This is a genomic window from Paraprevotella clara YIT 11840, from assembly GCF_000233955.1.
Lineage (GTDB): Bacteria > Bacteroidota > Bacteroidia > Bacteroidales > Bacteroidaceae > Paraprevotella > Paraprevotella clara.
This window is the reverse complement of the sequence record NZ_JH376628.1, coordinates 65452-86079: the sequence shown is the minus strand read 5'-3', so window position 1 is coordinate 86079 and position 20628 is coordinate 65452. Positions and strand designations below refer to the sequence as shown.

The following is a 20628-nucleotide window of genomic DNA, read 5'->3' as shown; positions in this document are numbered from 1 at the left end:
AACCACCGTTATGATATATCAATAAAAATAGGTTCATAGATTAGATTGGAAGGGAGGACGAAGTGATTTCGTCCTCCCTTTTCCGTATCTATCGGCAGCGGTAGCCGTTTTGTGATGAATGAATGTCATCCTTCACCGTAATATTATGTGAGACAATATATTATGGTGAAAGCAGGCTCTTCTGTAGTGGACCTATGGTGAAGGCTTTTGGGATGTCCTTTCACCGTAAGTGTCTGTTTTGCAGCGTGTATGAAGGATGCGAACCCATTTCTCTTTTTTCTCCTTGTAGGGCGTGGAAAAAGCGCAAGGTGAAAAGCGTGTTCCTTTCTCATCTGGAATCCATGGGCTGAGAGTGGACTCCTGCCATCAGCATAAATCATTTGGCAGAGGATAGAAAATCATTCAACTGAAGATGAAAAATCGTTTGGCTGAGAACGGAAAATCATTTGGCGCAGACTTTTTTTGTCGCTTTCAGTAAAGAAAGGGGACTGTCCGCCGGGCGCGGCTCCCTATTTCCCGGCGTAATAGTATCTTATGGAAAGCACATACACCCTCACCACCTCTTCGTCGACCGAATAAACGATACGGTGCTCCGAATTGATGCGGCGCGACCAGTATCCGGCCAATTCATATTTTAATGGTTCAGGTTTGCCTATGCCGGTGTATGGATGTTCGGCAATGTCTTTAAGTAAAGCGGTTATTTTGTTCATTATGGCTTTGTTCCCGGACTTCTTCCAATATTCCCTGTCTTTTTCCGCTTGTCCCAGAAAAATTATTTCCATAATTCATCAATATTTACGGCCGTCCCTTTACCTTCTTTGATTTCTTCCGCTCCTTTCCTGATGGCGTCCATCATGGCCGGAGATTTCATGATATATTCAGTCTCTTTGATGGAGTTGTATTCGTCCAAAGACATGACAACCACGCTCTCATTGCCCGGACGGTGTACCAACAGCGGCTCGCTGTCATTGATTACCCCGTCAAGGTAATGTTTCAGCTTGTTTCTCAGTTCAGAATAATTTGCAGTCCTCATAACCTTATGTTTTTATCGTTTGCATAAAGATAAGTACTTATTCTCGTACTTGCAAGCGTCTTCCCTTATATTTTATGGATGTTTTGTCAAGCAGAAAGGCTTGCCATTGGGGTAAAGAATAGCTTGTTTGCGTTAAAAAAACGGCTGATTTTGATTTTTTTCTTTCGGATTATTCTTTTTATTGAATACTTATTGTACCTTTACGCCCATAAAAATCCTATTAAAAGCGAAACATTATATTAGTATTAACTTAATTTTCAAGGAACATGAAAAACAGTTTACTTGCAGTGATGGCACTCTGTGGTGCAACTTCGTCTGCTTTGCCTTTGTGGGCAGCAGAGTGGGAAAATCCTATTCCGAATTTTGTAGAACCTAATTTGGCTACAGACGGAACCGGAGGGGGCATGTATTATATTTACCATGTGGTTACCCAGAAGTTTATAACGTGTGGTGATTATAATCATAATTGGGGGACAGAAGTGATTGTGGCTGACGAGGGAAAGCAGCTGGATTTGACCTATGATACCGATTATGAATTGAGTAACCGCCCCGAAACTGACAAGGAGTATTCTAAAGCCAAGGGGTGGCGTTTCACCATGTGGGACGGGAAAAGTAATACCGGTCGCCACGAACTTTATTATAGCCCGACGGACAATGCGTTTTGCGTAGACCATAACAAACAGGGACATATGTTGTGGGAGATTCGTCCGGTGGGTGATGGAAATTATCGGATTAAGATAAGTGATAACGACCCGACTTACGGATTGAATTCCGAGCATGCGGCAGAATATGTAGGTTTAGTAGATGAGACCCGTACCGGAGTGGACGCCTTTATCAATCCGGAAACAGCCGGAAATGAAAAAGCCCAGTTGGATTGGAGGTTTGTGACTCCGGAGGCTTACGAAGTCCTCTTGGCAAAGCGTGTGCTGAAAAAGTGGTTGGAGAGTGCCGATGAGGCCGGATATACGGAGTATGGCGAATATGACAAAGTATATCAGGATGCAGCTGCCACTTTGGAGAAAGTAGAAGCGGCTTCGGCAGGATTGAAAAAGGCTGTGTTCGACTTTAAGTTTTCGGGGGCTTCGGAAGAACATCCGGCTGATGTGACCGACGTGATAGAGAATCCTGCTTTCGACAATGGGGAAAATGGATGGACTTTGCAACGCGATGCCATCAGTGGGCAAGATAATTTTGGGGTACAGTCTTCTTCTCAAACTACTTCCGACGGAACAGAGTTCAAAGGTTTCTTTGAGCGTTGGACGGCCACCAATCCGCAAACGAGTTGGTCTATTACGCAAGAAATCAATGATATCCCGGATGGGCGTTATCGGTTGAGTGCGTATATCCTGACGAATGTGAAGGAGGAAAACGGAGGCCCGAAAGGACGCTACCTCTATGCCAAGTCGAAGGGAGGCGAGGTGAAATTGCAGGCCACCGTGCCGTCGCCCGACGGAGGGGGATATGCTGCACCCTACACGCTCGAGTTTTCTGTCATAGGCGGTTCCGCTACGGTGGGCTTAAAAGTGGAAAACCCTAATTCAGAGTGGACGGGCGTGGACAATTTCAAATTGGAGTATTTGGGAAAGACAGGTGCCATGACCATGCAGGATTATCTGAAAGAGCATATCGGAGATGCTGAAAAGACTTACGGGGCATACAAGGAAGCCAACAAAAAAATGAGCAAAAAAGGAGAGGACAGTTATTTGACGCTTATCCAGCATGCCAAGGAAGTGGCTGCGGACGCGAGCGTGGATATTGAGACCGTGTCGGCTTTGATTGAGACTTTGCAGAAGCAGATGGACGAAATGGCCAAAGACGTGGCTGCGTATGAAAAACTGGCTCAGTTGCTTACTGAGGCTGAAACTAAATATTGGGCACCTCCCTATGAAGATGCGGAGTGGCCTACCTTGGAGGATTATATCGACAATACGCTTAAGGTGGAGCAGGGGAATTGCAGTTTCGATCCGGCTTTGATAGACAGCGTCCAACCTCGTATGGATCGCTATTACATGGAGGACTTCAGGGCTGCCGCTTTAAGAGGAGAAATCGAGGACTTTACGCCCTTATTGGTCAATGCGAACTTCACCAACAATGCCAACGGATGGCAGGGTGGTTCCGGGCAAGGCGTGGAAACGGGTGAGATGTATGATAAACAGACGTTTGATGTCTACCAGGAAATAGAGGGCTTGCCCGAAGGATCTTATGAAGTCTCTGTACAAGGATTCCAACGGCCTACGTGGCATGATGCTTGCCAGGCAGCTTGGGGTACGGAGGCCAAGGAGGCGCAGGTTACTGCGTATGCTTACGGTAACGACGGTTCCGTAAAGCTCCATCATTGTTACGATGAGGTGTTTGACGAACCGATGCAGGCAGAAGGTTGGGGCAAAGATGTACAATTGTCATTGCCGAATGACGAACTGAGGAATGGCAAGTATGCCTTGGATGCTTTGACGGGAACGCATAAGGCTTTTGAAGAAGGTCATTTCGAGAACAAATTCGTTTGTTATGTGAAGGCTGACGGCAAATTGCGCGTGGGCGTGCGGATGACCGAGGATTCGGGACTTGCGGGGGATTGGACTACGTATGACAATTTCAGGTTGAAATATTTGGGTGCGGAGGATATGACCGGAGCGGTTTCAGCGTTGGAGGCCCGGATAGCCGATGCAAAAGTGCTGTTTGATGATAAGGAAACGCTTACTACCCAGGCGGCGAAAGATGCCTTGCAGAAAGCCATTACCGATGCTACTGCGGCTTTGGAGACGGAATTGACTCAGGAATCGTATGCCGTTAATGCGGAAGCGTTGAATGCAGCTATCGACCTTGAGACCCAATCACGTGCGGCGGCAACCAAATTGGAGGCCGTGGCTACAGCCCATGATAACAAGTTCAATGGCACAGAGGGTGCTGAGGGATATGATAAATACATCGGTACGGACGAATATGATGTTTTGTTGGAACTTGTGTCGGATGAAGTCTTGTTGGCCATCGACGAACGTTCGCTTGTCGATTTGGCTCAGATTGAAAGTTTCATGCAGCGTATGAACGAGGCTTATTGCAAGATGGTGGCCACGCAAGTGGATTTCAATGGGGCTTCAAAAGATACCCCGGTTGATGTTACGGGCATGATAACCAATCCGAGCTTTGAGGAAATGGATGCCGATACGCAGGAGAAAGTAAGCTCCGGAGCCGGATGGGAATGCAATAAGGTGGATGGCAATTTGAAGGCTAGTGATTTGGTTTACGAGATGTACAATATTGGTGATGTCAAACTTTACCAGACCGTATATGCTTTGCCCAAAGGATATTATCGTCTTACCTACAATGGCTTCTACCGTGGTGGGGATGCCGTGCCTGCCGCTTTGACGCGTCGCGACAGCACGGAAGAGGTGCTGAATACAAAGGTTTACGTTGAAACGGCTTCCGAAAAGTTGTCCGTTCCATTGGCTTCCATCTTTGATAATGTGACGCTTTATAGCTATGACAGCGGTGATATTGTTTTGGCAGACTCTTTGTTCCCGGACATGCCGGATATGATGTACCATACCGTCGTAAATGGCAGGGTGGGTGCCCGCAAGGCTTTCGAGGACAATGCTTACGAAGGGGCATTCAGCTTCGAGGTGAAGGAAGATGGCGAAGGTGTGACCATTGGGGTTGAGAAGGACGAGGTCATTACTAATGACTGGACATGCTTTGATAATTTCCATCTTTATTATTTAGGTGCCGGTGAAGCCAACCGTCCCGATGATATTCCAAATGGCGTAGAAGATGCAGTTGCCGACGGTAAGGCTATGGTGGTAAGTTCTGCATGGTACACTATCAACGGTGTGCGTGTGGCCGAACCGAAGCAGCGTGGCATTTATATCCGTCAGGATAAGATGAGCGATGGCACGACCCAATCCGTGAAAGTAATGGTGCGTTGAACCACCGTTATGATATATCAATAAAAATAGGTTCATAGATTAGATTGGAGGGGAGGACGAAGTGATTTCGTTCTCCCTTCTCTATTTGCCGTGTTTGTGTTAAAAATAGAGGCTTATCTTCTTTTTTTCATCCGGATTATTTTTTAGATTGAGTATTTATTGTAAATTTGCCCCTTATAAGAAATCCTATTAAAAAGCAAAATATTAGTATTAACTTAATTTCTGTAAGAAGATGAAAAACAGATTACTTGCCTTGGTGGCTTTGTGTGGCGCTACGTCGTCTACATTACCTTTATGGGCGGCCGATTGGGCTGATCCGGAACTGACGTTCGTAAAACCGGATTTGGATGGAATCAAGGGCGGACAAAGGCTTGTGTATTACGTCTATCATGTGGCCAGTGAAAAGTTCATGTCCAATGGAGCGGATTATAACACCACCTTTATTGTTTCGAATACGGGGCAGGAAGTGACGTTGAGTTATGGACCCGATTATGAGTTGATTACCCATCCGCAAGATGCCAACGATTATTCGGCAGCCAAATCCTATCGTTTGTCTTTGATGAACGCACCGAGTAACGGTGGTTTCCATGAAGTGTTTTTGGATCCCGGTATAAAATGTTACGTGGATCACAGCAAGCAAGGACATATCTTGTGGGATATCGTGCCACAGGATAATGGTCTTTATCGTATTCGGGTGAATGTGGATGATCCTCTTTACGGTACCAACAAAACCAACAATGCTGCTTATAAAAATACGTGGATTGGAGTAAATCCTAATACAGATGGAGGGTGGAATGAAGTTATCAATCCTTTGATCCAGCCCGGAACAGCCGGTTATGAAAAAGCTGAGTTCGATTGGAAGTTCGTAGAGCCGGAAGTGTACGAAGTATATACGGCTAAAAAGAATGTGTTGAAGCCGCAATTGGAAGCTGCCGATGAGGCCGGCTATACGAATTATGCGAAGTACAAGGAGTTGTATGAGAGTGACAAGGCTACGGTGGAACAAATAGAAGATGCGGCTGAAGAACTGAAAGATGCTGTGTTGGAATTTAAATACAGTTCTGCTTCCGAAACATCTCCCGCCGATTTGACAGCTATGATTAAGAATGCTTCGTTCGAAAGTGCAGACGGATGGACTTCTTGGCGCGCTAACAACAATAATAATTTCGGTATCGTAACAAAGAAAGAAGGCGAAATCGGTACGTCTGACGGTTTTGATTTCCGTACATTCTTTGAAAGATGGGTGGCAACTCCTCCTACGGGAGATTATTACATTGAACAGTCTTTGAGCGAATTGCCTGATGGAAAATACCGTTTGAAGGCTTATATCATGACGCAGCAGACGGCTGAGAACGGCGGTCCAAAAGGTCTTTTCTTGTATGCTAAGACGGTAGCGGGCGAGAGTAAGAAAGAAGCTGATACGCCTTCACCGGACGGTTCTTCTTATGCAGCGCCTTACACGGTGGACTTTTCTGTAATCGGCGGTACGGCTACTGTCGGCATGCGTTCCGAAGGCAGTAAGGACGGTTGGTCTGCCGTAGGTTATTTCACTTTGCAATATATGGGTAAAGCGGGTGCTATTACGATGCGTGATGCGTTGAACCAGAATATTACGGAGGCTGAACAACAATATGCAAACGATATAGCCGGTAAGAAGCATAGCAAGGAAGGCGACAAGAAATATGAAGAAATGATTGCTTTGGCTAAAGAAGCAGTTACCAATAATGAAGTGACTGACGATTCTTTACAATCTATAGCCAATTCTTTGCTACTTCGTATGGATAGTTTGGTTTTGGATGTGAAGGCTTATGAGAATCTGGATGCTAAGATCAATGAGTTGGATACAGAACTGGAGAATTCTATCTATACGAAGGAAGGTGTGGTGTTCGACGATTATGAAGATTATTTGGGTGAATTGGAGGAAGCACGAGATGGCGGTACATTTAACCCGAATGAACTTGATAGTATCCAGCCGCGTGCCGATCGTCTTCTGAAAGCCGGTGTTGTGGCTGCTTTGACTGACGGGCAGACGGATAATGTGACAGGGCTGATGACGAATCCGAGCTTTACGAAAAGCAATGACGGATGGACATTCACGAAAAATGGTAATGGCGACTTCAAGAACGATAATACCAATGTATCTGAGGTTTGGAATGGTCGTGAATGGAATGTTACCCAAGAGTTGACAGGTCTGCCGGAAGGTTCTTATCAAGTAACGATGCAAGGTTTCTATTCTCCGAGTTCACAGAACGACAATAAATGGCAGGAAGGCTGGGGACAAGAAGGTGATGAGACCAATAAGATTTTAGCCTCTTTGTTCGGAAATGATGCTTCAACGCCCCTTCATCATGTGATGGATTTCCCGCAGGATGAAAAGTTGACAGACGATATGGACGAAATTACGTGGGATGCGAGTCTGTCCGGCAAGTATGTATGTCATGGAAAAGCATCTGCACAGGCTGTTTTTGAGGCAAATCCGGAAAATTATCTTAGTACTTTGTCTTGCTATGTGGGTGAAGACGGAATACTTCGTGTGGGGATAAAGATGTCTGGTGTGACATGGAATGCCGCATGGGCAGTCTTCGATAATTTCCAGGTTACTTATTTAGGCGCTGATGATATGTCGGGAGCCAAGTCTGCTTTGGATGTACAGATTCAGGCTGCAAAAGATATGTTGGCAGCAGAATCATTAACTACTCAGGATGCCAAGGATGGGCTGAACAAGGCTATTGAGGAGGCTGTGGCTGTGGCAGACAACCTGACTCCGGAAACTTATAAAGAGCATTTCGATGCTTTGACGGAGGCCATGGAATTTGGCCAGGAAGCTATCGATGCAGCTACCGCATTGGAAACGAAAAAAGACAATCATGCGGATAAGTTGGGTTCTACGGGAGAAGGTAGTTATGAAGACTACGCCAATACGGAGGGTTTTGAAGAACTTGATGAGGTAGTATTGGAAATAGACGAAAAGATAAACAGTGACGGTATCTTTGCTTCCATGGAAGAAATCGACGGCTATAATGTCAAGCTTGACAAGGCTTACACTAAGATGATGAGTGGTAACTATGATTATGCTTCGGCCAGCAAGGAGGATAAGTTGGATGTTACAGGCTTAATTATCAATCCGAGCTTCCAAAAACGGACTTATGATGCAACTACGGCTGAATGGAAAGACGCTTCATCTGCAGATGGTTGGACGACTACCGGTGGTACAGCTACGGGTGGATTGAATTATGAAATCTTTAATGATAGTTGTGAAATTCATCAGAAACTCTACAATATGCCGGCTGGTTACTACCGTTTGGTTTACAATGGCTTCTATCGCGGAGGGGATATCACTCCTGCAGCTTTGACCCGCCGCGACAGCACAGAGGAAGTGTTGAACGCAGAGGTATATTTGGAAGGAAAAGAGTCTAAGTGGAACAATAAGTTGGCTTCTATTTTTGACAATGTTCAGGAATATAAGTATACGAGTGGCGATAAAGTATTGCCGGATTCTTTGTTCACGAACGAGTATCAAGATTTGTTGTACCATTGTATTGTCAATGATGTTGCCGGTGCAAAGGCTGCTTTTGAAGATGGAAAATATGAAGGTAACTTTAGTTTCCGTGTAGAAGAGGGTGAAGAACCGGTATTGGGCGTACGCAAAACCGGTAAGATTACGAACGACTGGACTTGCTTTGACAATTTCCGCCTCTATTATTATGGTGATGGAGATGCTAACATGCCAGATGATTTCGTATCTTCAGTGGAAGAGGCAGTTGCCGACGGCAAGGCTACGGTGGTAAGTTCCGCATGGTACACTATCAACGGTGTGCGTGTGGCTGAACCGAAGCAGCGCGGCATCTACATCCGTCAGGATAAGATGAGCGATGGCACGACTCAATCCGTGAAAGTAATGGTGCGTTGAACCACCGTTATGATATATCAATAAAAATAGGTTCATAGATTAGATTGGAAGGGAGGACGAAGTGATTTCGTCTTCCCTTTTTTGTCATTCAGGCTGCGCGTTACATCGCCGATCCGCCGATAGCGCCAAGGATGGCACTGGCCACGGCAATGATTACATTAAGTAAGGTGTTCCAAACAGTTTTGTTCATAGGCATTGATGTTTTAAAAGTTAAATTACTGAGGGGCAGTCCGTACCCATATAGAGCGACCAACCTTCTTTTATCTGGCTCATAATGGGCTTCACCCCACATTCCACCCGGCTCATAGCCGCTACCAACGGTGCCATGTGCGAAGGGTCGTACGGGTTGAGGCATTTGTCTGGCGGGAAGCCGGTCAGCACACATACTTTCCGGATGTAGTTTTCCGTGTCGTTACCGTCCTCGGGCGGTGCCCATCGGGCAATGATGTCGCGTACCGTGCGTAAACCATATTTATGGCAATAGGTGCGCAACACGATGAAGGCCGCGCGGTAGCTCCAGGGCATGCTCCTGAACGTAAAGAACTCCGGGTCGGGCTGTCGTTCGGCCAGTCCTTGCCACAGGTCTGCCGTGCGTCGGATATTGAGAGGGTTGCAGTTACGCAACCCTCTTTGCTTGTTCAGCTTTTCCATTTCCTTCCGGAATTAGATGTCGCCTTCTTCCTCGCTGTCCTCCTCTTCAGGCAAGAAGTCCACCCGTTCGAGCGTGAAAGCCTTGTTGTCGAGCGACATGGCTTTTTTGAGCTTGGTGTTGGGCGTGAAGCAGACGCGGAGCTTGGTGATGTAGGCCGGGTCGTATTTTTCGGCCGTATCGCTACCCAATCCGTTGGCCACGGTACGGAAACTGCCGATGTCGCCCAGATGGACACGTTTGCCTTCCTGCAGGGCATAGATGATTTGTTCCTGCAAGGCCGACAGAACGGCCAAACAGTCGTGCCGCGTGACGGTACAGGTGCCGCTGATGCGTGTGGCAATCTCCTCGATTCCGATTTTGGAGAGGTTGACGATGAAACCGTAATACTTGCCCGGTGCTTCCGGGTTGCGCGGGTCTTTGCGTTCGATGACTTTGTAGTTCATAATGTTTTTGTTTTTAAAAGTTTGTTTTTTGATTTTGTAACTCTCTTGTCGTCCGGATGACAATGCAAAGGTATGTCGGCCCGGCGGAAGGGGTGTGCATTATTGCACATTCGTGCACGTTTCTGCCGTTTTCTGCGCAAAAATGTGCATTTCTGCCTGTTTTATAGTGGCTTTCCTCTTTCGTTACCTACATGTTGCGGTTCGAGTCGTACGGCCATTCGCGGAAATCGTCGTCCGTCTCTTCCGGCTTGCCGAGGATGTCGATGACCATTTCGTATTGCCGGGGCGTGAAGCTCCGTTGCCTGATGCCGAAGTGCAGTGCCGTGAGGCGTGCCCACAGGTCGCGTTCGGCCCGTAATACTTTGAACAGCCTCCGTCGTGCGTTCCGTTCGGTGGAGTCGGGAAAATACAAAGTTGCCAGTCTCGTCACGTCGTACAAATTCTTTTTCATAATACATTTCTATTTGTTAGTTAATAAAATGGTTATAAAATCCGGCCTGGGAGGCCGGATGTATTTCATGTTTCCGGTTAATGTGGCACTTGCCCGTACGCAGGGCTGAATTTTAAATATTCCTTTTTATTTGCTTGTGTTGTATGAATTTCGTAATTTTGGACGATTTTTTACGGATGGGATATGGAAAATAAATTGTTCCGTTTTACGGATATATTCAAGGAAACCTTGTGGGGAGGACACCGCATACTTCCGTTCAAGGGGGTGAAAGCCGATGAACGGCTGATAGGTGAGAGTTGGGAACTGTCCGGCATTCCGGGCAATGAATCGGTTGTGGCAGGCGGTGCGTACGACGGGATGACCCTTACGCAGTTGGCCGAGAAGGGCGGAAGCGCTTTGTTGGGCGAGGAGAACTTCAAACGTTTCGGTACACGTTTTCCCTTGCTTATCAAATTTATCGATGCGGCCCAGCCCCTTTCCGTGCAGGTGCATCCGGATGACGAGTTGGCGCAGCGTCGCCACGGCTGTCCGGGCAAGACGGAGATGTGGTATGTGGTGGACGGAGCACCGGGAGCTTATCTGTTGGATGGGTTCAGCCGGCAGGTGACAGCGGACGAATATGCGGCGCGCGTGGCCGACCAGACTCTGCCCGAAGTGCTCCGGCGCTATGACGTGCGTCCGGGCGACGTATATTATTTGCCGGCCGGGCGGGTACATAGTATCGGTACGGGTTGTTTTATCTGCGAGATACAGCAAAGCAGCGACGTGACCTATCGGATTTATGATTTCGGACGCGTAGACAGCGAAGGGCGGCCGCGCCAGCTCCATGTGGAAGAAGCCAAGGAGGCGATAGACTACGCCGTGACGGAGCCGGAGACGCGTCGCGAAATAGAGGCCAATGTGCCGGCCGAACTGGTAAGAAGTTCGTTTTTCACGACCAGTGCTTACCGGTTGACCGAGCCGATGACGTGCGATTACGCCGATTTGGACAGTTTTGTCATTTTGATTTGTACGAAAGGAGCTTGCCGGGTGTCCTGCGGTGAAGAAGAAGTGAAGCTCACGGCCGGGCATACGCTTTTGGTGTCGGCCGAAGCGGAGAATGTGACGCTTGCGCCTGAAGGCGAGACTACGATATTGGAATCATACGTGTAATTCAAAACCATTTCTATCTTATATGAATAAAATCAGCATGAAAATTTTCACAGTGTGGGCCGTGGCCGCCATGTGGTTCGCCACATCTTGTACCTCTTATAAGACCGTACCTTATATGATCAACAGTGCGGAGGTCGACCTCGATTCGAGTGCCGTGCTTTATGAGGCGCGTGTCATGCCTAAGGACGAACTGACCATCACGGTGAATTGTCCGGAAGACGCCGAAGCGGTCATCCCTTTTAATCTGACGGCTACACCGGCTGTGGGACAGGGACGTGGGACGTTGACCTCGCAGCCTACTTTGCAGACTTTTCTGGTGACGAACGAAGGTACCATCAACTATCCGGTTCTCGGCACATTGAAAGTGGGAGGGATGACGGTGAACCAGGTGGAAGACCTGATTGCTTCCAAAATCGAGGGTACTTATCTGAAGACCCGGCCGGTGGTGACGGTGCGTTTGAGCAATTATAAGATTTCGGTGTTGGGCGAAGTGACCAGCCCGGGTACTTACACCGTGCCTTCCGAGAAGGTTTCGATTTACGGGGCTTTGGCTTTGGCCAAGGACATGACCGTTTACGGACGTCGCGACAATGTGAAACTCATCCGTGAGGACGCTACGGGAAAGAAGACGATTCACGAGTTGGACCTGAACGATGCCAATATCATCAAGTCACCATATTTTTACTTGCAGCAGAACGACGTGCTGTATGTGACGCCCAACAAGACGAAGGCCAAGAACTCAGATATCGGTTCGAGCACGAGCTATTGGGTAAGCTCTATCAGTATCCTGGTGTCTATCGCTTCGTTGGTGACCAACATCCTGCGATAGCCCTGCGTAGGGATAAAATCCGGACACCCTAAAGTCCGTTTTTTAATCGGTGCAGAACCGTAAATCAATCTGCGCCAAACGGAAAATTAATCTCAGGCGAACGATTTTCCGTTTGGCGCAGATTGTTTTTTCTTTTTAAGCAGGTTGCTTACTTGTTTGTTATCAGGCATTTCCATTTCTTGTTTTTTTTGATTTTTCGTATGCTGGTACTTGATTTTTTTATAACTTTGCAGCATTCACACTAAACACTATAACATTATTTGAATTATCATGAGAAAAGTAGCATTGATTACCGGTATTACGGGTCAGGACGGTTCCTATCTGGCCGAGTTTTTGGTTGAAAAAGGATATGAGGTGCATGGCATCATGCGCCGTTCCTCTTCTTTCAATACCGCACGTATCGAGCATTTGTATTTGGACGAATGGGTGCGCGACATGAAGAAGAGCCGTCTGGTGAACCTGCATTGGGGCGACATGACGGACAGCAGTTCGCTGATTCGGATTATCAGCGACATCCATCCCACGGAAATCTATAACCTGGCTGCACAGAGCCACGTGAAAGTGTCGTTCGACGTGCCGGAATACACGGCCGAGGCTGATGCCGTGGGCACGCTCCGCCTCTTGGAGGCCGTGCGTATCTGCGGGTTGGAGAAGACTTGCCGCATTTATCAGGCTTCCACGTCCGAACTGTTCGGCAAGGTGCAGGAAGTGCCGCAACGGGAGACCACGCCTTTCTATCCGCGTTCGCCCTACGGCGTGGCCAAGCAATACGGTTTCTGGATAACGAAAAACTATCGTGAGAGCTACGGCATGTTTGCCGTGAACGGAATCTTGTTCAATCACGAGAGCGAACGCCGTGGCGAGACTTTCGTGACGCGTAAGATTACGTTGGCGGCCGCCCGTATCGTACAGGGTTTCCAGGATAAACTGTATTTGGGTAATCTGGATGCGCGCCGCGACTGGGGGTATGCCAAAGATTATGTGGAGTGCATGTGGCTGATTTTGCAGCATGAGACGCCGGAAGATTTCGTCATCGCCACGGGCGAAATGCACACTGTGCGCGAGTTCTGTACGTTGGCGTTCCAGAACTTGGGCGTGGAACTGAAGTGGGAAGGCAGCGGCGTGGACGAAAAAGGTGTCGACGCGGCTACGGGCAATGTGCTCGTGGAAGTCGACCCGAAATATTTCCGTCCGTGCGAGGTGGAACAGCTCCTCGGCGACCCGACGAAGGCCAAGACCCTTTTGGGCTGGAATCCCACGAAGACGACATTCCCCGAACTGGTGCGTATCATGGTGGAGCATGACATGAAATTCGTGAAGAAACTGCACCTGAAAGCCCAGTTGGATAAAGAATAAGACGGCTATGTTGGATAAGAATGCTAAGATATATGTGGCGGGACATCACGGATTGGTGGGTTCCGCCATTTGGAATAACCTGATGCAGCGGGGGTACACGAATCTGGTAGGCCGTTCGCACCGGGAATTGGATTTGTTGGACGGCGCGGCTGTGAAGGCTTTTTTCGACGAAGAACAGCCGGACGCCGTGGTGTTGGCTGCCGCCCACGTGGGAGGCATCATGGCCAATTTGCAGTATCGTGCGGATTTCATCTACCAGAACTTGCAGATACAGCAGAACGTCATCGGCGAGAGTTTCCGCCACGGGGTGAAGAAGTTGCTCTTTTTGGGCAGCACGTGCATTTATCCGCGCGAGGCTCCGCAGCCGATGAAAGAAGAGGTATTGCTCACGTCTCCGTTGGAATATACCAACGAGCCGTATGCCATCGCCAAGATAGCGGGGCTGAAGATGTGCGAGAGTTTCAACCTGCAATACGGTACGAACTACATCGCCGTGATGCCGACAAACCTTTACGGGCCGAACGACAATTTCCATTTGGAGAACAGCCATGTGTTGCCGGCCATGATTCGTAAGATTCATTTGGCCAAGTGCCTGAACGAAGGGGACTGGGAGGCTGTGCGCAAGGATATCGGTCTGCGTCCCGTGAGCGTGGTGTGTGATGGCGTGAAGCGGGTGGTGGACGCCGCTTCTGCCGAAGCGGACATCCTCGACGTGCTGGCGCATTACGGCATCACGCCGGAGGCTGTGACGTTGTGGGGTACCGGCAAACCGTTACGTGAGTTCCTTTGGAGCGAAGAGATGGCGGATGCCAGTGTGCACGTGCTGTTGAACGTGGATTTCAAGGACACGTATGCGCCGGGCGAACGGGACATCCGCAACTGCCACATCAACGTGGGGACGGGCAAGGAGCTGTCCATCCGCGAAGTGGCCGAGAAGATTATGGCCGAAATCGGTTTCAAGGGCGAGTTGCGTTGGGATGCCTCCAAGCCGGACGGCACGATGCGCAAGCTGACGGACGTGACGAAGCTCCACCATCTCGGTTGGCATCATAAAGTGGAGATAGACGAAGGGGTGCACCGTTTGTATGAATGGTATCTGAAAGGCATCTGTATCAATCATCAGGGACACTAATATATAATAAGGTATAGGATATGAAAAAGTTGTTGTCGCTTCCGCCGAATTTGGTGGCATGCTTCCATGAGGTAGAGCGGGCCGACCGGAAAGAGTGGTTTTGTACGTCGGATCCCATCGGGCATAAATTAGGTTCGGGGGGAGGAACGGCATGGCTGTTGCAGGCCTGCAAGGCGTCCGAGACGGACGAAGGAGAAACATTTGCGGCGTGGCTGTCGCGTGAGAAACGCATCCTGCTGCATGCCGGAGGGCAGAGCCGGCGTTTGCCGGCCTACGCGCCTTCGGGGAAAATACTGACTCCGGTACCGGTGTTCCGGTGGAAGCGGGGACAACGCTTGGACCAGAATCTGTTGTCGCTGCAATTACCCCTTTACGAGCAGATTATGGAGCGTGCGCCGCATTCGTTGCATACGTTGATAGCCAGTGGCGACGTGTATATCCGTACCGACCGGCCTTTGCAGGACATCCCCGAGGCCGACGTGGTGTGCTACGGGCTGTGGGTAGACCCGAGCCTGGCTCAAAACCATGGGGTATTCGTATCGGAACGCCGTTCGCCGGAGAGGTTGGCTTTCATGTTGCAGAAACCCAGTGTGGCCGAGTTGGGTGCACTGATGAGCAAGCACTTGTTCCTGATGGACATCGGAATCTGGTTGCTGAGCGACCGGGCGGTAGAACTGATGGTGAAGCGTTCTTATCGTGACGGCCGGTTGTCTTTTTACGACATGTACTCTGAGTTCGGTTTGGCATTGGGCGACTGCCCTACGTTGGACGACCCGGAACTGAACAGCCTGACGGTGGCCATCTTGCCTTTGGAAGGCGGGAACTTTTACCATTACGGGACGAGCCGCGAGATGATTTCTTCCACATTGGCCGTGCAGAACATCGTGACGGACCAACGGGAAATCATGCACCGCAAGGCCAAACCCCATCCGGCCATGTTCGTACAGAATGCCGAAGTGGAAGTGACGTTGGGGGCCGCGAACTCGGAACTTTGGATAGAGAACAGCTTCGTGGGGCGCGACTGGACATTGGCGTGCCGCAACATTATTACGGGGGTGCCTGAAAACCGTTGGTCGCTGAAGTTGGCTGATGGTTTGTGCATCGATGTGGTGCCGGTGGGCGAGGAGGCTTTTGCTGCCCGTCCTTACGGTTTCAACGATGCCTTCAAGGGTAACCTGTCGGATGGGGCGGTCTTGTATCAGGGCATGCCCGTGACGGAGTGGCTGGCCGGGCGCGGCCTGAAACCGGAAGACATAGAGGAAAACCATGATTTGCAGGCGGCCCGTTTGTTTCCTTTGTGCGACAATGTGGAGGATTTGGGACGGGCGATGCGTTGGATGACCACCGAACCGGAACTGGAAGAAGGACGGAAGGTATGGCGGTCGGCCCGTAAGATGTCGGCCGACGAACTGTCGGCGTATGCCAACCTGCATCGCCTGACGCGCCAACGTGAGGTGTTCCGGACGAGGAATCTGCCTTTGTTGGCTGCCCATTATGAGCGCAGCGTGTTCTATCAGTTGAATCTGGACGAAGTGGCTCGCGGTTATGCCGCTGGGAGCTTGCCTTTGCCGGATGTGTTGCCGGAGAGTGCCGACGGACTGACGCGCATCAGCGATGCGATGTTCCGTGCCCGTGTGGCCGACCTGAAAGGTGAAGACGGACGGAAATATGAAGAACAGGCTTTCGGATTGATGCGCAAGATGCTGACCGGCACGGCCTGTGCGGTTCGGCAGTCGCCCCGTTTGTCGGTTTATGCGGACCAGATCGTGTGGGGGCGCAGTCCGGTGCGTATCGACTTGGCCGGAGGATGGACGGACACGCCGCCCTACAGCCTGATGGAGGGCGGGAACGTGGTGAACCTCTCCATCGAACTGAACGGGCAACCCCCGTTGCAGGTGTACGTGAAGCCTTGCCGGGAACGTCATATCGTGATGCGTTCCATTGATTTGGGCGCGATGGAGGTGGTGCGTACGTATGACGAACTTGCGGCCTTCAACAAGGTAGGCTCTCCTTTTTCCATTCCGAAGGCAGCATTGGTGTTGGCCGGTTTCCACCCGGATTTCAGTGCGGAAGTCCATGCGTCGTTAGAGGCGCAGTTGGAGGCTTTCGGGGCGGGTATCGAGATTACATTGCTGTCTGCCATTCCGGCCGGTTCCGGACTCGGGACAAGTTCTATTCTGGCTTCTACCGTGTTGGGAGCCGTCAATGACTTCTGCGGGCTGGGATGGGACCGTTATGAAACGGGCAACCGTACGCTTGTGCTGGAACAGTTGCTGACTACGGGCGGAGGTTGGCAAGACCAATACGGCGGTATCTTGCAGGGCGTGAAATTGCTTCAGACCCAACCGGGGGCTTGCCAACAGCCTTTGGTGCGCTGGTTGCCCGACTACGTGTTTACTGCACCTGAGTACCGAAAATGCCATTTGTTGTATTATACCGGCATTACACGTACGGCCAAGAACATCCTGGCGGAAATCGTGAAAGGGATGTTCCTGAACGAGACCGGCCGTTTGGAGTTGTTGGGCGGGATGAAGACACATGCCTTGGATATGTACGATGCCATACAGCGGAACAGTTTTGAGGAGACCGGTCGTTTGGTCAGGAGGTCATGGATGCAGAATTGCCGTTTGGACGCGGGGACGAATCCTGCGGCTGTCCGTGCGATTATTGAGAAAATAGACGACCTGTGCCTGGGGTATAAGTTGCCCGGTGCGGGGGGCGGCGGTTTCCTTTACATGATGGCCAAGGACGAAGAGGCGGCGGCCCGTATCCGGAAAATCTTAGTACAGGAGGCGGTGAACGACCGTGCCCGTTTTGTAGAGATGAGTTTGTCGGAAAAGGGATTGGAAGTGAGCCGTAGCTAAGGTTTATCCTTTCTTTCTTGCCGATAGAAAAACGTGCGCCCCCGGAAACTATAAAGGTTTCCGGGGGCGTATGTCTTCGTGGACAGGACGGCGGATTACCGGTCCTTGTACATGTTTTCGTAATACTTCTGGTAGTCTCCGCTCGTCACGTTGTCCATCCATTCCTGATTGTCGAGATACCAACGGACGGTTTTCTCGATGCCTTCTTCGAATTGCAGGCTGGGTTCCCAGCCCAGTTCGTCTTTCAGTTTGGTGGAGTCGATGGCGTAGCGTAAGTCATGCCCCTTGCGGTCGGTCACGTAAGTAATCAGGTCGAGCGAATAGCCTTCCGGGTGGCCGAGCAACCGGTCTACCGTACGGATGACGACTTTGATGATGTCAATGTTCTTCCATTCGTTGAAGCCGCCGATGTTGTACGTCTCTGCCACCTTGCCCTTATGGAAGATTACGTCGATGGCACGGGCGTGGTCGATGACGTAAAGCCAGTCGCGCACGTTTTCCCCTTTGCCGTAGACCGGGAGGGGCTTGCGGTGGCGGATATTGTTGATGAACAGCGGAATCAACTTTTCCGGGAATTGGTAAGGACCGTAGTTGTTGGAACAGTTGGTTACGATGGTCGGCATGCCGTAGGTGTCGTGGAAAGCACGGACGAAATGGTCGCTGCTGGCTTTGGAAGCGGAGTAGGGACTGTGCGGGTTATATTTCGTGGTTTCCAGGAAGAAAGCCTCGCCGTATGCCAAGTGATGTTCCGAAGATGAGGCCGTAGTGGTGAAGGGCGGTTCGATGCCTTCGGGATGCGTCAGTTCCAATGCCCCGTACACTTCGTCGGTCGAAATGTGGTAGAAGCGTTTGCCCTCGTAGCCTTCCGGCAGGGATTCCCAATACTCTTTGGCCGCTTGGAGCAGGCTGAGCGTTCCCATGACGTTGGTACGTGCGAAAGTGAAAGGGTCTTTGATGCTCCGGTCCACGTGGCTTTCGGCGGCCAGATGGATGATGCCGTCCACATGGTATTGCCGGATGAGTTCGCTCATCTTGTCGAAATCGCAAATGTCCGCTTTGACGAAAGTATAGTTCGGCCGGTCTTCGATGTCTTTCAGATTGGCCAAGTTTCCGGCGTAGGTCAGCTTGTCCAGGTTGATAATATGGTAGTCCGGATATTGGTTGACGAAAAGGCGTACCACGTGGCTGCCGATGAAGCCGGCTCCTCCGGTAATGATGATATTTCTTTTAAAATCCATGATGTGCTGCATTATTGATATAAGTTTTCTGAATAATCAAACAACCATTCGGCATCTTTCAGGCGAGGATGATGCTTGTCCTTTTCCGACAGGATGATTTTGTCGGAAGGAATGCGCCAGTTGATGTCGAGGTCTGGGTCGTCCCATGCCAGTGCTCCTTCGCTTTGCGGGGCATAAAAGTTGTCGCATTTATATTGGAAAATAACTTCCGGCGAGAGCACGCTGAAGCCGTGGGCAAAACCGCGGGGGATAAAGAACTGGCGATGGTTTTCTTCTGTCAGCTCTACGGCTACGTGCTGGCCGAACGTGGGCGAGCCTTTGCGGATATCCACGGCCACATCCAATACGGCACCTTTGATGACGCGTACCAGCTTGCTTTGTGCGTATGGCGGTTTTTGAAAATGAAGACCGCGCAGTACGCCGTAACTGCTCTTACTTTCATTGTCTTGTACGAAATGTACGGTGCGGACTAACCGGTCGAAATCCCGTTGTGAGAAAGATTCGAAAAAATAGCCTCTTGCATCGTTGAACAACCGAGGTTCGATAATCACTACGCCTTCGATGGCGGTTTGAATGACTTCCATAATAAATAGTAAACTTTATTGTGTGCAAAGATAGTTTTTTTTATCGAAAGGTAGCGGACTTTAGGATAAAATCGTATATTTGCAAGGATGAAAAATATTTAAATGATTACATCATGGAGACTTGTCATTGGGTTTTGGTCGGCTGGTTGATTTTTGACTTGCTGGTGTTTATATGGGCATGGTGGGATAATTTGTATTATTCGCACGATATGAAAAATAAGTTCAAACGTCTGAAAGAGACGTTGACCGAAGAATAGAATGATATGCAGGCAGGATATAAGTTTCTCGTGAGGATGCTGTGCGGGCTGTGTCTGGTCGGAGGATTTGCAGCCTGTCAGAAAGTGGATTTACCTTCGGAAGAGGGGGAGGATACGGAACAATCCGGGCAAACGGGCGATAAGCCGGGGAATGAAGGCCATGAACCGGGAGGGGCAGACGAAGCGGAAGACGAGGTTCCTCTGCCGCCTGAGTATGAGGGAGCCTGGACGGTAGCCGGGATATTGTCGGAGTATGAAGGGGTAGACTTGGATACGGATTATGAGGAAATGGTCGTGGGGTATATCGTAGGGGCGTGTGACGCTACGATGAAGAATGCTCTGTTTACGATTGACGAGATACGGGCTGCCGGCGTAAATACGAATCTTCTGATAGCGGATTCGAAAGATGAAAGGGATGCTTCGCGTTGCATGCCGATAGAGCTTAAAAAGGGTACGGATGTGCGGGAAGAAGCCAATCTTGTGGATAATCCGGAGGTCTTGGGGCGTCGGATAGGTTTGTTGGGATTGGTGAAGACTTATTTCAAAGTGGTCGGACTGAAAAACGTGGCTTATCATGAGTGGCTGACGAATGGCGGGGACGTGGAAGAGCCGGAGCCGGAACCCGAAGAACCGGAGGAGCCAGAAGGACCTGAAGAATCGGAAAAACCAGAAAAGCCCGAAGAACCCGAAGAACCGGAACCTACTCCCGACCCAGATCCGGAACCGGGACCGATTCAGAAAGATACGATAATTATAGACTCACAGCCGGGACATATAGAAGGTGGTCGGTCGATTGGACATAAATGA

General features: G+C 49.8%; 17 protein-coding genes. 9 read left to right on the top strand and 8 right to left on the bottom strand.

Annotated features, from left to right (window positions below; translation table 11 throughout):
* Positions 1-509 precede the first annotated feature (509 nt).
* Positions 510-782 (bottom strand): Txe/YoeB family addiction module toxin, encoded by a 273-nt coding sequence (locus HMPREF9441_RS15085; protein WP_008622666.1) that lies wholly within the window; start codon positions 780-782, stop codon positions 510-512.
* On the bottom strand, positions 773-1033 hold the full coding sequence (locus tag HMPREF9441_RS15080; protein WP_008622665.1) for a type II toxin-antitoxin system Phd/YefM family antitoxin: 261 nt from the start codon (positions 1031-1033) through the stop codon (positions 773-775). Before HMPREF9441_RS15080 ends, HMPREF9441_RS15085 begins: the two co-directional genes overlap by 10 nt.
* A gap of 266 nt (positions 1034-1299) precedes the next feature.
* Here HMPREF9441_RS15080 and HMPREF9441_RS15075 point away from each other — a divergent pair, with 266 nt between their 5' ends.
* Both HMPREF9441_RS15075 and HMPREF9441_RS15070 read left to right on the top strand, forming a co-directional pair.
* Entirely contained in the window at positions 1300-4953 is a 3654-nt protein-coding gene (locus HMPREF9441_RS15075; protein WP_008622663.1) for a hypothetical protein, read from the top strand.
* A 232-nt stretch (positions 4954-5185) separates the two neighbouring features.
* On the top strand, positions 5186-8863 hold the full coding sequence (locus HMPREF9441_RS15070; protein WP_008622662.1) for a hypothetical protein: 3678 nt from the start codon (positions 5186-5188) through the stop codon (positions 8861-8863).
* A gap of 100 nt (positions 8864-8963) precedes the next feature.
* On the opposite strand, the gene HMPREF9441_RS18440 is transcribed toward HMPREF9441_RS15070, so the two are convergent.
* The 4 genes from HMPREF9441_RS18440 to HMPREF9441_RS15055 all read right to left on the bottom strand — a co-directional run bounded on the left by HMPREF9441_RS18440 (position 8964) and on the right by HMPREF9441_RS15055 (position 10409).
* Positions 8964-9053 (bottom strand): smalltalk protein, encoded by a 90-nt coding sequence (locus tag HMPREF9441_RS18440; RefSeq protein WP_021980856.1) that lies wholly within the window; start codon positions 9051-9053, stop codon positions 8964-8966.
* A gap of 20 nt (positions 9054-9073) precedes the next feature.
* The gene (locus tag HMPREF9441_RS15065) at positions 9074-9514 is read right to left on the bottom strand and encodes a hypothetical protein (RefSeq protein WP_008622661.1); all 441 of its coding nucleotides are present in this window, start codon (positions 9512-9514) and stop codon (positions 9074-9076) included.
* A gap of 12 nt (positions 9515-9526) precedes the next feature.
* Positions 9527-9958, bottom strand: coding sequence for an HU family DNA-binding protein (locus HMPREF9441_RS15060; protein WP_009388841.1), 432 nt, complete (start codon positions 9956-9958; stop codon positions 9527-9529).
* 187 nt (positions 9959-10145) lie between these two features.
* Entirely contained in the window at positions 10146-10409 is a 264-nt protein-coding gene (locus tag HMPREF9441_RS15055; protein WP_008622659.1) for a DUF4248 domain-containing protein, read from the bottom strand.
* A 183-nt stretch (positions 10410-10592) separates the two neighbouring features.
* Between HMPREF9441_RS15055 and HMPREF9441_RS15050 the strand changes: the two genes are divergently transcribed.
* From HMPREF9441_RS15050 to HMPREF9441_RS15030, 5 genes are all read left to right on the top strand, one after another.
* Complete coding sequence (locus tag HMPREF9441_RS15050; RefSeq protein ID WP_008622657.1) at positions 10593-11561, top strand: type I phosphomannose isomerase catalytic subunit; 969 nt, start codon at positions 10593-10595, stop codon at positions 11559-11561.
* A 37-nt stretch (positions 11562-11598) separates the two neighbouring features.
* Complete coding sequence (locus HMPREF9441_RS15045; protein WP_021980853.1) at positions 11599-12390, top strand: polysaccharide biosynthesis/export family protein; 792 nt, start codon at positions 11599-11601, stop codon at positions 12388-12390.
* A 270-nt stretch (positions 12391-12660) separates the two neighbouring features.
* Positions 12661-13746 carry a GDP-mannose 4,6-dehydratase gene (gene gmd, locus HMPREF9441_RS15040; protein ID WP_008622654.1) on the top strand — a complete coding sequence of 362 codons (1086 nt, stop codon included), beginning with the start codon at positions 12661-12663 and terminating at the stop codon, positions 13744-13746.
* 7 nt (positions 13747-13753) lie between these two features.
* Positions 13754-14878, top strand: a complete 1125-nt coding sequence (locus HMPREF9441_RS15035; RefSeq protein ID WP_008622653.1) for a GDP-L-fucose synthase family protein — start codon at positions 13754-13756, stop codon at positions 14876-14878.
* Between the two features lie 20 nt (positions 14879-14898).
* The gene (locus HMPREF9441_RS15030; protein ID WP_008622652.1) at positions 14899-17742 is read left to right on the top strand and encodes a bifunctional fucokinase/fucose-1-phosphate guanylyltransferase; all 2844 of its coding nucleotides are present in this window, start codon (positions 14899-14901) and stop codon (positions 17740-17742) included.
* Between the two features lie 95 nt (positions 17743-17837).
* Here the strand turns inward: HMPREF9441_RS15030 and HMPREF9441_RS15025 are convergent, their stop codons facing one another.
* Both HMPREF9441_RS15025 and rfbC read right to left on the bottom strand, forming a co-directional pair.
* Positions 17838-18980, bottom strand: a complete 1143-nt coding sequence (locus HMPREF9441_RS15025; protein WP_172634981.1) for a dTDP-glucose 4,6-dehydratase — start codon at positions 18978-18980, stop codon at positions 17838-17840.
* An 11-nt stretch (positions 18981-18991) separates the two neighbouring features.
* A complete protein-coding gene (gene rfbC, locus HMPREF9441_RS15020) occupies positions 18992-19564 on the bottom strand; it encodes a dTDP-4-dehydrorhamnose 3,5-epimerase (protein ID WP_008622649.1) in 573 nt (190 codons plus the stop codon).
* A gap of 113 nt (positions 19565-19677) precedes the next feature.
* Here rfbC and HMPREF9441_RS19120 point away from each other — a divergent pair, with 113 nt between their 5' ends.
* Both HMPREF9441_RS19120 and HMPREF9441_RS15010 read left to right on the top strand, forming a co-directional pair.
* Positions 19678-19821 carry a hypothetical protein gene (locus HMPREF9441_RS19120; RefSeq protein ID WP_230315451.1) on the top strand — a complete coding sequence of 48 codons (144 nt, stop codon included), beginning with the start codon at positions 19678-19680 and terminating at the stop codon, positions 19819-19821.
* A 6-nt stretch (positions 19822-19827) separates the two neighbouring features.
* The gene (locus HMPREF9441_RS15010; RefSeq protein WP_008622645.1) at positions 19828-20628 is read left to right on the top strand and encodes a DUF6359 domain-containing protein; all 801 of its coding nucleotides are present in this window, start codon (positions 19828-19830) and stop codon (positions 20626-20628) included.

Coding starts and splice junctions, on each gene's coding strand:
- HMPREF9441_RS15085 (WP_008622666.1), bottom strand. CDS start 782: ATGGAAATAATTTTTCTGGGACAAGCGGAAAAAGACAGGGAATATTGG.
- HMPREF9441_RS15080 (WP_008622665.1), bottom strand. CDS start 1,033: ATGAGGACTGCAAATTATTCTGAACTGAGAAACAAGCTGAAACATTAC.
- HMPREF9441_RS15075 (WP_008622663.1), top strand. CDS start 1,300: ATGAAAAACAGTTTACTTGCAGTGATGGCACTCTGTGGTGCAACTTCG.
- HMPREF9441_RS15070 (WP_008622662.1), top strand. CDS start 5,186: ATGAAAAACAGATTACTTGCCTTGGTGGCTTTGTGTGGCGCTACGTCG.
- HMPREF9441_RS18440 (WP_021980856.1), bottom strand. CDS start 9,053: ATGAACAAAACTGTTTGGAACACCTTACTTAATGTAATCATTGCCGTG.
- HMPREF9441_RS15065 (WP_008622661.1), bottom strand. CDS start 9,514: ATGGAAAAGCTGAACAAGCAAAGAGGGTTGCGTAACTGCAACCCTCTC.
- HMPREF9441_RS15060 (WP_009388841.1), bottom strand. CDS start 9,958: ATGAACTACAAAGTCATCGAACGCAAAGACCCGCGCAACCCGGAAGCA.
- HMPREF9441_RS15055 (WP_008622659.1), bottom strand. CDS start 10,409: ATGAAAAAGAATTTGTACGACGTGACGAGACTGGCAACTTTGTATTTT.
- HMPREF9441_RS15050 (WP_008622657.1), top strand. CDS start 10,593: ATGGAAAATAAATTGTTCCGTTTTACGGATATATTCAAGGAAACCTTG.
- HMPREF9441_RS15045 (WP_021980853.1), top strand. CDS start 11,599: ATGAAAATTTTCACAGTGTGGGCCGTGGCCGCCATGTGGTTCGCCACA.
- gmd (WP_008622654.1), top strand. CDS start 12,661: ATGAGAAAAGTAGCATTGATTACCGGTATTACGGGTCAGGACGGTTCC.
- HMPREF9441_RS15035 (WP_008622653.1), top strand. CDS start 13,754: ATGTTGGATAAGAATGCTAAGATATATGTGGCGGGACATCACGGATTG.
- HMPREF9441_RS15030 (WP_008622652.1), top strand. CDS start 14,899: ATGAAAAAGTTGTTGTCGCTTCCGCCGAATTTGGTGGCATGCTTCCAT.
- HMPREF9441_RS15025 (WP_172634981.1), bottom strand. CDS start 18,980: ATGGATTTTAAAAGAAATATCATCATTACCGGAGGAGCCGGCTTCATC.
- rfbC (WP_008622649.1), bottom strand. CDS start 19,564: ATGGAAGTCATTCAAACCGCCATCGAAGGCGTAGTGATTATCGAACCT.
- HMPREF9441_RS19120 (WP_230315451.1), top strand. CDS start 19,678: ATGGAGACTTGTCATTGGGTTTTGGTCGGCTGGTTGATTTTTGACTTG.
- HMPREF9441_RS15010 (WP_008622645.1), top strand. CDS start 19,828: ATGCAGGCAGGATATAAGTTTCTCGTGAGGATGCTGTGCGGGCTGTGT.